This window comes from Brevundimonas sp., from assembly GCF_044239655.1.
GTDB lineage: Bacteria > Pseudomonadota > Alphaproteobacteria > Caulobacterales > Caulobacteraceae > Brevundimonas.
On sequence record NZ_JBIIAY010000092.1, the window covers coordinates 1 to 12,710 of the forward strand.

At 67.4% G+C, this 12,710-nt stretch carries 14 protein-coding genes and 1 pseudogene; 7 read left to right on the forward strand and 8 right to left on the reverse strand.

Annotation, left to right across the window (positions count from 1 at the left end; all coding sequences use genetic code 11):
* From ACILQR_RS12020 to ACILQR_RS12035, 4 genes and pseudogenes are all read right to left on the reverse strand, one after another.
* Positions 1–371: pseudogene (locus ACILQR_RS12020) on the reverse strand (alpha/beta hydrolase); the annotation flags it as partial.
* 4 nt (positions 372–375) lie between these two features.
* Positions 376–1,959, reverse strand: a complete 1,584-nt coding sequence (locus ACILQR_RS12025; RefSeq protein WP_395651647.1) for a carboxylesterase/lipase family protein — start codon at positions 1,957–1,959, stop codon at positions 376–378.
* 79 nt (positions 1,960–2,038) lie between these two features.
* A complete protein-coding gene (locus ACILQR_RS12030) occupies positions 2,039–3,337 on the reverse strand; it encodes an MFS transporter (RefSeq protein ID WP_395651648.1) in 1,299 nt (432 codons plus the stop codon).
* A gap of 73 nt (positions 3,338–3,410) precedes the next feature.
* Positions 3,411–4,217, reverse strand: coding sequence for a 2-keto-4-pentenoate hydratase (locus ACILQR_RS12035; protein WP_395651649.1), 807 nt, complete (start codon positions 4,215–4,217; stop codon positions 3,411–3,413).
* Between the two features lie 163 nt (positions 4,218–4,380).
* Between ACILQR_RS12035 and ACILQR_RS12040 the strand changes: the two genes are divergently transcribed.
* Positions 4,381–5,424 (forward strand): LacI family DNA-binding transcriptional regulator, encoded by a 1,044-nt coding sequence (locus ACILQR_RS12040; protein ID WP_395651650.1) that lies wholly within the window; start codon positions 4,381–4,383, stop codon positions 5,422–5,424.
* 57 nt (positions 5,425–5,481) lie between these two features.
* On the opposite strand, the gene ACILQR_RS12045 is transcribed toward ACILQR_RS12040, so the two are convergent.
* Entirely contained in the window at positions 5,482–6,144 is a 663-nt protein-coding gene (locus tag ACILQR_RS12045) for an RpiB/LacA/LacB family sugar-phosphate isomerase (RefSeq protein ID WP_395651651.1), read from the reverse strand.
* Between the two features lie 198 nt (positions 6,145–6,342).
* Here ACILQR_RS12045 and kduD point away from each other — a divergent pair, with 198 nt between their 5' ends.
* Together kduD and ACILQR_RS12055 are read left to right on the forward strand one after the other, a co-directional pair.
* Entirely contained in the window at positions 6,343–7,101 is a 759-nt protein-coding gene (kduD, locus tag ACILQR_RS12050; protein ID WP_395651652.1) for a 2-dehydro-3-deoxy-D-gluconate 5-dehydrogenase KduD, read from the forward strand.
* A 21-nt stretch (positions 7,102–7,122) separates the two neighbouring features.
* Positions 7,123–8,208, forward strand: coding sequence for a PfkB family carbohydrate kinase (locus ACILQR_RS12055; protein ID WP_395651653.1), 1,086 nt, complete (start codon positions 7,123–7,125; stop codon positions 8,206–8,208).
* A 264-nt stretch (positions 8,209–8,472) separates the two neighbouring features.
* Here ACILQR_RS12055 and ACILQR_RS12060 read toward each other — a convergent pair whose 3' ends face one another.
* From ACILQR_RS12060 to ACILQR_RS12070, 3 genes are read right to left on the reverse strand one after another with little or no spacing between them, the layout of a single operon-like run.
* Positions 8,473–9,231, reverse strand: a complete 759-nt coding sequence (locus ACILQR_RS12060; protein WP_395651654.1) for a GIN domain-containing protein — start codon at positions 9,229–9,231, stop codon at positions 8,473–8,475.
* Positions 9,228–9,815 carry a DUF1700 domain-containing protein gene (locus ACILQR_RS12065; protein WP_395651655.1) on the reverse strand — a complete coding sequence of 196 codons (588 nt, stop codon included), beginning with the start codon at positions 9,813–9,815 and terminating at the stop codon, positions 9,228–9,230. Before ACILQR_RS12065 ends, ACILQR_RS12060 begins: the two co-directional genes overlap by 4 nt.
* Positions 9,812–10,177, reverse strand: a complete 366-nt coding sequence (locus ACILQR_RS12070; RefSeq protein WP_395651656.1) for a PadR family transcriptional regulator — start codon at positions 10,175–10,177, stop codon at positions 9,812–9,814. Before ACILQR_RS12070 ends, ACILQR_RS12065 begins: the two co-directional genes overlap by 4 nt.
* A 126-nt stretch (positions 10,178–10,303) precedes the next feature.
* On the opposite strand from ACILQR_RS12070, the gene ACILQR_RS12075 reads away from it, so the two are divergent.
* The 4 genes from ACILQR_RS12075 to ACILQR_RS12090 all read left to right on the forward strand — a co-directional run.
* Positions 10,304–10,591 carry a hypothetical protein gene (locus tag ACILQR_RS12075; protein ID WP_395651657.1) on the forward strand — a complete coding sequence of 96 codons (288 nt, stop codon included), beginning with the start codon at positions 10,304–10,306 and terminating at the stop codon, positions 10,589–10,591.
* Complete coding sequence (locus ACILQR_RS12080; protein WP_395651658.1) at positions 10,588–10,917, forward strand: type II toxin-antitoxin system RelE/ParE family toxin; 330 nt, start codon at positions 10,588–10,590, stop codon at positions 10,915–10,917. The genes ACILQR_RS12075 and ACILQR_RS12080 overlap by 4 nt, the downstream gene beginning before the upstream one ends.
* A 174-nt stretch (positions 10,918–11,091) precedes the next feature.
* A complete protein-coding gene (gene coxB, locus ACILQR_RS12085; protein WP_395651659.1) occupies positions 11,092–12,078 on the forward strand; it encodes a cytochrome c oxidase subunit II in 987 nt (328 codons plus the stop codon).
* A 24-nt stretch (positions 12,079–12,102) separates the two neighbouring features.
* Positions 12,103–12,710, forward strand: a 608-nt coding sequence (locus ACILQR_RS12090; protein ID WP_395651660.1) for a cbb3-type cytochrome c oxidase subunit I, incomplete at its 3' end; no start/stop codon positions are given.

Consider the following 12,710-nt stretch of genomic DNA (forward strand, 5'->3'; position numbering starts at 1 on the left):
GCTTCGGCGAAGACGCGCGCGACGTCGAACCCCTCCTTGTCCACGACCGACCATTTGTACCCGCCGCCGGGGATCAGGATCATCGACGCCCCGTTCGGCGTGATCGGCCGCATGACCGTCAGGATCGGGTCGGTCGTGTACTGGGCGAACCGGTCGTGAAAGGCCGGGTCGGTCGAGCGTTCGGTGACCACCGGCGTGACCGTGACCCGCTCCCCGCCCGGCGCGCCGTCCGGCCATAGTTTCCAGACCTCGGTCGGGTCCGGCGGTGCCAGCAGCGGCCCCGGCCTCATCTGTGCCAGGGCGGGCGCCGCCGCCGTCGATCCGGCGACGGCGGCGGCGAACCCGAACAGGCTGCGGCGATCGATCCTCATAGGCTCAGGTTCCGGGCTGGATGTAGGGGACACGGCTGAAGAAGGCCCGCTCGTCGCCGCGCGGGTCGTCGGCCATCCGGGCGGTCGCATCCAACACCATGGTCTGGCGCCGCGTCAGGTCATAGGGCGTCCAGTCCGGCAGCCCCGCATGGTTGGGATCACCCGTCCGGGCCAGGGACGCGAACGCCCCGCTCATCAGGTCCGCCGCCGCCTGCGCGTCGGCACCGGTCGCCCCCGATCCGGCTGCGGCGACATTGTCGAACACCAGGGGGATGTCGGCGGTGTGATAGGCGCCCTTCCTGCCGTTGGACAGGCTGGCCTTGAAGTCGAGCTGATAGACCCAGGCGCCCCTGCCGGCCGCCGCCGCTGCGGTCGCGGCCCGGACCTCGGCCTCGATCACCGCCCCGCGCCACGACCGCCCGGCCGTGGTCGCGGCGATCAGCACCTGATCGGGCGACAGCTCCGGGTGGCTCTGGCGATACCAGGCGATCACCGTCTCGGGCTGGATGTCGATCCTCAGCTGCTCGGGTGTCAGCCGCCCGACCAGCGTATCCCACGTCAGATTGGCGTTGGCCGGGTCGTTGCCCAGGAAGCCCAGGGTCTCGTCATGGGTATTGCCGATGATCATCGGCATCGACGCCGACTGGGGCGCGGCATCGGGATAGAAGGGATGGCGGTGCAGCACCACATCATCCATCACCGGCCCCATATAGAGCCCGCTGCCCGTCAGGATCGGATCCCGCGCCGAGGTCCCGGCCAGCAGCTTTTCCCACGGCATGGTCGCCAGCTCGCCGATCCGCTCGACCGGCAGATCCATCGCCGCCAGCCAGGCCTGGGTCCGGCGCGTGGCGTTGATGGGGCCGGACGCCGTGACCTGCTGACCGCTCATGGTCGCCGCCGTGTGGAACAGGCCGGCGGCCGCAGGCGTCGCCATCAGGGTCGCGATCTTGGCCCCGCCGCCCGACTGGCCGAACACCATGACCCGGCCGGGATCGCCGCCGAAGGCCGCGATATTGTCCCTGACCCATTGCAGGGCCAGGATCAGGTCCAGCTGACCCGCATTGCCCGACGACCCGAACCCGGGCGCCAGCCGCGCCAGGAAGGCATAGCCGAACACGTTCAGCCGGTGGTTCAGGGTGACGACGACCACGTCCTTGCGCCGCGCCAGCCGCGTCCCGTCATAGAGCGGGTCCGAGCCGGAGCCGTTCGAATAGGCCCCGCCGTGGATATAGACCATGACCGGCCGCTTCTCGCCGTCCAGCCCCGGCGTCCAGACGTTCAGGAACAGGCAGTCTTCCGACGCCGGCACGTCCGGCCGCCCCTGGGGCGCCGACGCGCCGTAAGCCACGGTCTCGACCGGATCGGTCCAGGGCGTCGGCGGGGCGGGGGGCTGGAACCTGCGCGGGGCCGTGTCCGCACCGTAGCGCACACCCTTGAAGATCGAGATGTCGCCGTCCCGCCCGCCGATGATCGGCCCGTAGATGGTTCGAACCGTCGGGGCGGTGGTCTGTGCCAGGGACAGGCGGGGCAGGGCGCTGATCGCTGCCCCGGCGGCGACGCCGAGCGTCAGACCTCGTCGCGTCATCATTGTACGCACTCCACCAACACCGGCGGCGGTGACAGGGGGACGACGCGCCGCCGGGCGTCGTCCCCCTTCAAGCCTCAGATCAGGCCGAGACCTTGGCCGGTGCGTACCGCGGCGAGATCACATGGATCAGCAGCAGGGCCAGCAGATAGACCGTGCCGGCGACCACGAAGATGGGGGTATAGGTCCCGATCTTCTCCAGCACCTGGCCGACGTACTTCGAGAAGACCATGCCGCCGATGCCGCCCAGCATCCCGCCGATGCCCACGACCGACCCCACCGCCGAGCGCGGGAAGACGTCGCCGGGCATGGCATAGAGGTTGGCCGAGAAGCCCTGGTGGGCTGCGGTCGCAACGCCGATGATCAGCACCGCGATCCAGACGTTGGAGGCATAGGCCGCGAACATCACGGGCACGGCCAGCAGGGCGCAGATCAGCATGGTGGTCTTGCGCGCCCGGTTCAGGCTGACCCCCATGTGCATCATCCGCGACGACAGCCAGCCGCCCCCGACCGATCCGACGTCACTGAGCAGATAGATGGCCACCAGCGGCGGTCCGAAGGTCTTGAGATCCAGTCCATAACGCTTGCCCAGGAAGTCGGGCAGCCAGAACAGGAACATCCACCAGACGGGATCGATCAGGAATTTGCCGCCGGCATAGGCCCAGGTTTCCTTGACGGTCAGCAGCTTGAGCCAGCCCACCTTCTCGGCCGGATCGGCCGGATCCTGTTCGATATAGGCCAGTTCGGTGGCCGACAGACGCTTCTGGTCGCGCGGCTTGCGATAGACCAGCAGCCAGATCGGCAGCCAGATCAGGCCCAGCACGCCAGTAATAACGAAGGTCATCTGCCAGCCGAAGGACAGCACGAGGGCGGGCACCAGCAGGGGCGTGACGATCGCGCCGATGTTGGTGCCGGCGTTGAACAGGCCGGTGGCCAGGGCGCGTTCCTTCTTGGGGAACCACTCGGTGACGGCCTTGATCCCGCCGGGGAAGCCGCCGGCCTCGCCGACGCCCAGCAGCATCCGCGCCATGATGAAGTGGGTCAGATCCCGCGCGCCGCCGTGCAGGATGTGACCGACCTGCCAGATGGCGAAGGCGATGCCCAGGCCGAACCGGGCCCCGATCTTGTCCATCAACCGGCCCCAGATCGCATAGAACAGGGCGTAGGAGGCCTGGAACCAGAAGACGATGTCGGCATAGTCCGTCTCGGACCAGCCGAACTCGGTCGACAGGGTGGGTTTCAGCACCCCGATCATCTGCCGGTCGACGTAGTTGATCACCATGGCCGCAAACAGCAGCCACATGATCAGCCAGCGGTACTTGCCGGGCGAAGGCGCCTTGATCGAGATCGGGCCTGTCGAGCCCTGGGTGGTGTCGGTCATGATGGCCGTTCCTGTACTCTGGTCCTCACGCGTCCCGACCTGTCTTCGTCGGGTTGGCGTCGGTGTTGATGGTTCAGACTTGCGCCTTGACGACCCTGCCGCGGATTTCGCCCACGCCCTGGAAGTCGCAGACGAAGTCGCTGCCGCTGTAGATCCTGTGTACGCCCGTCACGGCCCCAGTCGAGACCAGGATACCGGCGGTCAGGGGCCGGCCGCGCCGTGCCCCGTGCTCGAGCAGGAACCGCACCGATTCCATCGCTCCGCCTTGCAGGGAGGGCGATCCTCCGGTTCCGACCGAGACGCCGTCGATCATCGTCTCGACCCCGATGGTGTCCAGCCGGTCGCGCCAGCCGCCCAGTTCCGGCCCGACGAAGACGCCGGCGTTGTTGCCGAAATCGGAGGCCACGATGGGCGGCCCCAGGTCGTTGATGGCGGCCAGGGGGCTGCCGGCGATTTCGATCCCGATGAAGACGGCGTCGACGGCGGCCGTGGCCTCCTCGATCGTCCAGTCGGTCTTGGCGGGGTCGACGCCCTCGCCGATGCGGGCGATGAATTCGGCCTCGACGGCGCAGAAGCCGCCCTCGATGGCACCGACGGTCACGGGACCGTCGACCGGCCATTCGTTGCGCGCGAAGATCGGCCCGGCCAGACGATGCGCGCCCAGCTCGGCCTGCCGTGCCGGGGGCACTCCGCCGACCTTCCAGCCGATGATCCGGTCCGGGTACAGGCCGATGGCGATCTCCTGGATCGCATAGCCCTCGGCCATGGTCGTGGGCAGGACGCCCGGATAGTCAGGCGTAGCCCGTAACGCCAGGCGTGCGGAGACGAACGCCTCGGCCACGGCGGCTGCGCTCGATTCGTGGATCGGCTCGGCCGTCATACGCGGCTCTTGTGCTGGATGCGGATCACTTAGGCGTTCCCTCGTTCTTGGGCGGGATATGACCGGCGAAGGAAACCGGTGTCAATCGGCTTTCACAATCCGGGTTGGCGTCGGCGCGCCGTCACGGGTATGCCATGCGTCGGACTTATCCAGAGACGCCGACGTGACAGACGATCCGCACCCGCTGAAGCCGGGCAAGCGCGCCACCATCAACGACGTGGCCCGGATCGCCCGGGTCTCGAAGAAGACGGTGTCCCGCGTTATCAACCAGTCGCCCCTGGTGCGCGAGGAGACCCGCACCCGGGTCAACGAGGTGATCGCCGAACTGGGCTTCACCCCTGACCCCCAGGCGCGCGGCCTGGCCTTCCGCCGGTCCTTCCTGGTCGGGCTGATCTACGACAACCCCAGCCCCACCTATGTCGTGAACATGCAGCAGGGCGTCCTGGATGCGCTGAAGGGCTCCGGGCTCGAACTCGTCGTCCACCCCTGCAATCGCTATTCCGACACCCTGGTCGAGGACATCCGCGGCTTCGTCGAGCGCCAGCGGCTGTTCGGCGTCATCATGCCGCCGTCGGTGTCCGAGGACGAGCGGGTCATCGCCCTGCTGCGCGATCTCGACTGTCCCTATGTCCGGATCGCCTCGGTGTCGCTGGACGAGCCGGGCGTCATGGTCGTGACCAACGACCATCTGGGTGCGGCCGAGGCGGCGCATCGCCTGGCCGACCTGGGTCACAAGCGAATCGGCCTGGTGCGCGGCCCCAGCCTGTTCCGGTCGGCGGCCGTGCGCGGCGGTGGCTTCCGTGACGCCCTGGCCGAGCGCGGCATCCCCATGGACCCCGCCTATGAGTACGAGGGCGCCTATACCTACGAATCAGGGGTCGAGGCGGGCCATGCCCTGCTGTCGATGAAGGAGCCGCCCACGGCCATCTTCAGCCTGAACGACGACATGGCCATCGGGGTGATGCAGGCGGCGCGCGAGCGCGGACTGGAGCTGCCGCGCGACCTGTCGGTGGTGGGCTTCGACGACCTGCCCATGGCCCAGCGCATCTGGCCGAACCTGACGACCGTGCGCCTGCCGATCCGCGACATGGGCCGGATGGCGGCCGAGAAACTGCTGGCCCCCTTGCGCGGCGTCGATCCGGCCAAGCTGAATCAGGACGAGGTTCGCCCCTCCCTGGTCATCCGCAAGTCCGACATCCCCGCCTGAACGAAAAACGCCCGCCGTCGTGCGACAGCGGGCGTCAGTCTCAGGCCGATTTCAGTCTCAGGCTGTTTCAAGCTCGGGCGACTTGGCCAGCACGCCCTTGATGTAGTCGACGATGGCCGTGTCGGTGGCGTTGGCGAAGAAGTATTCCTGGAACTTCTCGCCGGCGATCGCCGCCTTCAACAGGTCCTGATCGACGTTCTTCAGAACGGTAATCATGTCGTGGCAGGTGACGGACTTCAGGGTCTTCAGGATGCCGCGGTTGGTGGCCATGATCTGGGCGCGTTCCTTGGGATAGCCCAGGCCCCGCTCGCCCTCGAAGAGCTTGCGATAGACGTCTTGCAGGTTCAGCTCTGCCGCCCAGCCGAAGCCCTTGGCATAGGGCATGGAGATGGCGTTGCCGTCGTTGATCTGGCCGAACAGGAAGGCGTCGGTCGGGTCGATGACCAGGCCACAGAACACGCCGGGCATGGCGTTGCAGGCCAGCATCGAGCCCATGCCCGTGCCACAGCCGGTCACGACGAAGTCGGCGGCGCCCGAGTTCAGCAGGACCCCCGTCAGCAGACCGTTCATGACATAGGTCAGCGAGGCCTTATCCTCGGCGGTGTACATACCGTAGTTGAACACCTGGTGGCCAAGGGGCTCGGCGACCGTGGTCAGGGCGTCGTGGATGACCGCGTTCTTGGCGGCCTGGCTGTTCTCGGTGATGAGAGCGATTTTCATGGGTGTTTCCTCGCGGGGTTGGACAGGAAGTGGGCGAGGATCGAGGCCTCTGCAAGAGGTCCGGGCCGATCCCGCCGTCTGGTTCTGCCTGTTGCATCTGCCTATGACACCGGTTACCTATGCGCACAACCCGAATCCGGCCTGAAGTCCCCATGGCGGGTCTGAGCCGGACCTGTGAACCAAGGTAGGAAGCCGACCATGACCACCCCCTTCGACCTGACCGGCAAGGTCGCCCTCATCACCGGCGGCAACGTGGGCTTGGGTCAGGGCATCGCGCTCGCTCTGGCGGACGCCGGTGCCGACATCGCCTCGGTCGCCCTGTCGGATTCCGACGACACCGTCGGCCAGGTTCTGGCCAAGGGCCGCAAGGCCGTCTCGCTTCAGGCGGACCTGACCTCGATCGAACCGGTCGGTCGCATCGTCGAGGAAACCCTAGCCGCGTTTGGCCGGATCGACATCCTGGTCAACAACGCCGGCCTGATCCGCCGCGCCGACGCCGTCGACTTCACCGAGGCCGACTGGGACCTGGTGATGAACATCAACCTGAAGACGGTCTTCTTCATGAGCCAGGCGGTCGCCCGCCAGTTCATCAAACAGGGTGACGGCGGCAAGATCATCAACATCGCCTCCATGCTGTCCTTCCAGGGCGGCATCCGGGTGCCCTCCTATACGGCGTCCAAGTCCGGCGTCGCGGGCCTGACCAAGCTGATGGCCAACGAATGGGCCCCGCACGGCATCACCGCCAACGCCATCGCCCCCGGCTATTTCGCCACGGCCAACACCCAGGCCCTGCGAGAGGATCCCGTCCGTTCGGCCGAGATCCTGGGCCGCATCCCCGCCGGTCGCTGGGGCAAGCCGTCCGACCTCGGCGGCGCCGCCGTCTTCCTGGCCAGCGAGGCCTCGGACTATGTCCAGGGTGCCATCTTGCCGGTCGATGGTGGCTGGCAGGCGCGCTGATCCCGCGCTAGCCTATCGACCATGACGGATACAGACGGCCACGGGCCTCAAGTCGCGAGCGACCGCGTCGCGAGCATAGGCCCCGCCGGCAACGCCGGCCGGATATTGTGCTTCGGCGAGATGCTGTTGCGCCTCAATCCGCCCGAGGGTGAGGTGCTGTTGCAGGGCCCGACCCTGACGGTGCGACCCGGCGGGGCCGAGGCCAATGTCGCCGTGTCGCTGGCCCGCTACGGCGCGCCGACGGCGATGGCGACCGTCCTGCCCGACAATGCGCTGGGCCGTGGCGCGCGTGACGAGGTCCGCAAGCACGGCGTCGACACCTCCGGCGTCGTGTTCAAGCCCGGCCGGATGGGCCTGTATTTCATGACCCCCGGCGCCGTGCGTCGCCCCGCCGACGTCCTGTACGATCGGGCCGGATCGGCCTTCGTCGAGCACGTCGATACCGCCTTCGACTGGCCGTCGCTGCTGGCCGGGGTCGAGTGGCTGCACGTTTCGGGCGTGACCCCGGCGGTCGGCCCGAACGGCACCCGCGCCGCCATCCAGGCCGTCGAGGCGGCCGAGAGGGCAGGGGTCAAGGTCTCCTTCGACGGCAATTTCCGCGGCAAGCTGTGGAGCGAATGGGCCGGCGACCCGCCCGCGACGCTGGGCCGGATGCTGGCCACGGCCTCGATCGCCTTCGCCGACGAACGCGACTTCGCCCTGGTTCTGGGGCGGACCTTCGAGGACGCCGACCCGCATCAGCGCCGCCGCCTGGCCGCCGCAGCCGCCTTCGAGGCCTTCCCGAAGCTCGAGCGCATCTGCTGCACCCTGCGGGTCCAGGACAGCGTCGCCGACCAGGCCCTGTCGGCCGTCATGCTGACCCGCGACGGCCAGGTGGACGCGGCCCCCATCCACATGGCTGGCGTCATCGACCGCGTCGGCGGCGGCGACGCCTTCGCCTCGGGCGTCCTGTTCGGTGTCTGGAGCGGCTGGTCGAACGAGGAATCCCTCGCCTTCGGCCTCGCCGCCGCCGGCCTCAAACACTCCGTCCACGGCGACTTCAACCTGTTCACAGCCGCCGACGTCCGCGCCGCCATGGACGCCGACGGATTCGACATCAAGCGTTAGGACGTCCTTCTCCACTTGCGAGTGGAGGAGGAGCGCATTGCAGTCAGACGACGGTTGGGTCGAAGGGTCGGATGATAGGGCGCGCCGACGTCTGAGCCGACGTCTGAATCGTCATCCGCCGCCGAATACCCCCACTGTTCTCCCCGGCGTGACCCCTTGTGTGTTGTCATTCGGCTATTGTGCGGATGCAGGTGGTTGTTGTCCGTCGAATATGACCTTCCCTCTCCCCGTTCGCCTTCGCGAACGGGGAGAGGTTTGAAACCGCTACCTCTGGCTGATGTCGCCGGAGCCGGAGATCGTCTGGTTCAGGGTCGTGGGGCGGGTTGTGAGGTCGATGTCGCCCGAGCCGGAGATGCTGAGGTCGGCGCGGCCGGTGGGGGCGACGCGGGCGTCGCCGGAGCCGGAGATGTCGACCGTGGCATCCACGGTCTGAAGCGCGCCGAGGTCCGCCTCGCCCGAGCCGTTGATGTCCACGCTGAGGGCGCGGGTCTTGCCGGAGGCGGTCACCTCGCCCGAACCCGACAGGTCGATGTCCAGGGTGTCCTGATCATAGTCGCGGATGTCGAGGTCGAGCGACCCCCGCAGGTCGAAGGTGGTCACCGAGGGGGCGGTGACGACGATGCTGAGGCGATCGCCGTTGGACCAGCCGAAGACGACGTAGGACTCATCGTCGGAGTCCGACATGGTCAGCCGATTGCCGTCCAGGCGGACGCGGTCGGCCAGGCTCTTGGGGCCCGTGATGACGACGCCGGCCTGATCACCCTGGACGTAGGTGACATCGGCCGACAGATCGACGGCCAGGGTCGAGCCTCCGGTCCAGGCCAGGGTGCGGGTGATCGGCGGGCCCTGGTTTGCGGCCCGCTCGAAGCGGATGGTCTCGTCGCCGCCGTCGCCGTGGCCGGGGAAGGTCCATTCCCAGCCGTTGGCGGCCAGGTCGCGTCCACCGATGGCGGCGGCACCGCCCAGGGTGGCCAGGGCCAGCACGAAGGCGGCCCCGGCGATGATCAGAAGGGTGCGGGTCATGCGCGGTCTCCTTGCGCGGCGGTTTGATCGCCCAGGGCGGGCTTGAGCAGGCGGTAGTGAAGGCGGGCGAACCAGACGAGGCCGTTGACCAGCCAGATGGTGGCGACCGACAGCAGGGCACCGACGGCGACCGACCCGGCCATGAGACCCAGGCCCGCCAGGAAGGCGGCGACGCCTCCGCCGGGGAAGCCCGCGAACGGTCCGGTGACCATGACCACCCCGCCGGCGAAGAAGACGGCGATGACGGCGACGAAGAAGCCGAACAGGGTCCCGATCACGCCCATCAGCAGGGGCAGCAGGATCAGGATGTCGATGGCCCCCAGGCCCAGGACGGCGAAGACGGCACCGGCGGCGGCCGACGGGGTCTGTTCCTGACGCCAGCGCTGGACGCCGGCCTCGGCCTTGAGTTCGCGCGCCAGCCGGTCGGGATCACCGAGCGCGGCAGCCACCTCGGCTTCCGAGCGACCGGCATCGCGGCCGTCGTCGAAATGGGCATGGTAGTCGTTGAGGATGTCCGCGGCGGCCGTGGTCGGCAGGCCGACGAGACCGGCCTTGAGGCGGGACATGAATTCGGCGCGCGTCATTGGGCGACTTCCGTGGTTGGGGTGGTTTCGGGAGCGGGCGACGGAGCGTTGAGAACCGCGTCGACCGCGTCGGTGAAGGTCTTCCAGTCGGTGGTCTGGACGGCAAGCGCCGCACGTCCCGCCTCGGACAGACGATAGTATTTGCGCGACGGCCCGGCGCTGGATTCGACCAGATAGGTCTCGACCAGGCCTTCGGACTGCATGCGTCGCATCAGGGGGTAGATGGTCCCCTCGCCCATGTCGATCGCGTCCGACAGCCGGCTGGCGATCTCGTAGGCATAGCTGTCGGAGCGCGACAGCAGGGCCAGGACGCACAGTCCCAGCACCCCCTTCTTCAACTGTATCTCTATGGTTTCAGGCACCGTGTGGCCTCCCTTTGTGATGAAGGGAGATTACGGCATGGTACTGAGTGACGCAAGGTAGCTGTTCAAACATGACAGCGATTTAAGGAAGTGGAGGGAGGGGCCGATTTCTGCCATGATATAGCCATGCAGACGCACACGATCGAAATCCCCGAACTGCTTCAGCAGTACATCGACGAGCGGATCGCGTCGGGCGACTATGGCGACCCAGAGAGCGTGATCGTGGCCAGTCTTCTGCGCGACAAGGCGGAAGCGGATGCAGAAGCGGTCAAGACCGAGCGGTTCTGGGCGAAGATTCAGAGTGCCGTAGACTCGCTTGATCGCGGTGAGGGAACCGTCGTCGACGATCTGGAAGCCTATTTCGATGAGATCCTGGCCGAGGTGGAAGCCGACTTCGCCGCCAAAGCTGCATGAGACGTGTCGAGATTTCACCCGAGGCCCGGGTCGAGATCACCGAGATCACCACCTTCAGCCGTGAGACGTTCGGGAGTGTTGGTGCCGCGCGCTACGCCAAACTGATCCAGACGGGCCTTCGCTTCGCGGCCGACGCGCCCGAAGCGCGCGCGAGCCGGGTGCTGAGCCCAGGCATCAGGATGCTTCATCTGAGGCATTTGCCGGACACATTGGGCGTCAAGTCGCCTCGGCACGTTCTCGTTTACCGATTCAACGCCGCGACGTTGGACCTTCTGCACGTCTTCCAAGACGCCATGGACTTGCCGGCGCGGCTTTCCGACGTCTGAGCGTCCGAAATCAGCGGTGCGACGAGGGTGTCGCTTGGCAAGCGCGAAACGAGCCGATATGGACCGCCCACAAACGCTGTGGCTGGTGAGTCCAGCGGGCTGTTGCGACTGGGTCGCAAATGCCTGTTGCAGATGGGTTTAAGAGGTTTTCGAATGGGACTGGGGATGGGCAGAATGGGCGCGAAAGCCCTGACAGCCGCCGGGGGCCTGATGGCCGCGGTGACGTACGGGCTGATGGCCACGGACGCGACCGCCAAGGCCCTGATGGGTCAGCCCACGCCGGGCGGGATCGCGCTTCAGCCTGCGGCCTCGCAGCTCAAGCACGACGCGCACTTCTTCCACGACGTCATCTTGATGCCGATCATCACCCTGATCTGCCTGTTCGTGCTGGGCCTGATCATCTGGATCGTGATCCGCTACAACAAGAAGGCCAATCCGGTGCCCGCGCGCTGGAGCCACAACACGGCGATCGAGATCGTCTGGACGGTGCTGCCGGTGCTGATCCTGGTGGGGATCTCGCTGTTCTCGTTCCGGCTGCTGTTCGCCTATCACGACATGCCGACGCCGGACCTGACGGTGAAGGCCACGGGCAACCAGTGGAACTGGGCCTATGAGTACCCCGACCAGGGGGTGCCCGAATACATCTCCAACATGCTGCCGGAAGATCAGGCCCGGGCCCAGAACGTGCCCTATCGCCTGGCCGCCGACGAGCCGATCGTCGTGCCGGTGGGCAAGGTGGTGCGGGTTCTGGTCACCGCCGCAGACGTGATCCACGCCTTCGCCCTGCCGGCCTTCGGTCTCAAGACCGACGCCATTCCCGGCCGGGTCAACGAGACCTGGTTCCGCGCCGAGCGCACGGGCGTCTTCTATGGCCAGTGCTCGGAACTGTGCGGCGTCGATCACGCCTTCATGCCGATCGAGATCCGCGTCGTGACCGAGGCCGAGTTCGCCGCCTGGGTCGTGTCCAAGGGTGGATCGATGACGCCCAAGACCGCCGCCGAAGCGCCGGGCGGCACCGCCGCGCAAGTCGCTGCCGGGACGTCCGACGCCCCCGTGACCACGACGGCCGACGCCGCCGCGGCGACCTCGATCCCGACCGCCCAGACGGCGACCACACCTACGGCCCCCGCTGCGGCTCCCGCCGCCGCGCCGGCCCAGTAACGATACCGAAGAGCCCGCTCAGACATGGCCACCGACATCACCGCCGACACCTACGCCGCTCACGAGCCGGGGCATGACGCCCATGCCGAGCATGACCACAAGCCGGGCTTCTTCACCCGCTGGTTCCTGTCGACCAACCACAAGGACATCGGCACCCTGTACCTGTTGTTCGCCATCATGGCGGGCATCGTGGGCGGGGCCCTGTCGGGCCTGATCCGCTGGGAACTGGCCGAGCCGGGCATCCAGATCTTCCGCGAGGGTTCGGGCATCCAGCTGCTGGGCCTCGTCGAACAGACCAAGCACGGCTATAACGTCGTGGTCACCGGCCACGCCCTGATCATGATCTTCTTCATGGTCATGCCCGCCATGATCGGCGGCTTCGGCAACTGGTTCGTGCCGATCATGATCGGCGCGCCGGACATGGCCTTCCCGCGCATGAACAACGTGTCCTTCTGGCTGCTGGTCGCGGCCTGGATCCTGCTGGTCATGTCGATGTTCGTCGACGGCGGACCGGGCAAGGGCTTCGGCGGCGGCTGGACCATCTATCCGCCCCTTTCGACCAGCGGCCACACGGGCCCGGCCATGGATCTGGCGATCTTTGCCCTGCACGTGGCGGGCGCGAGCTCGATCCT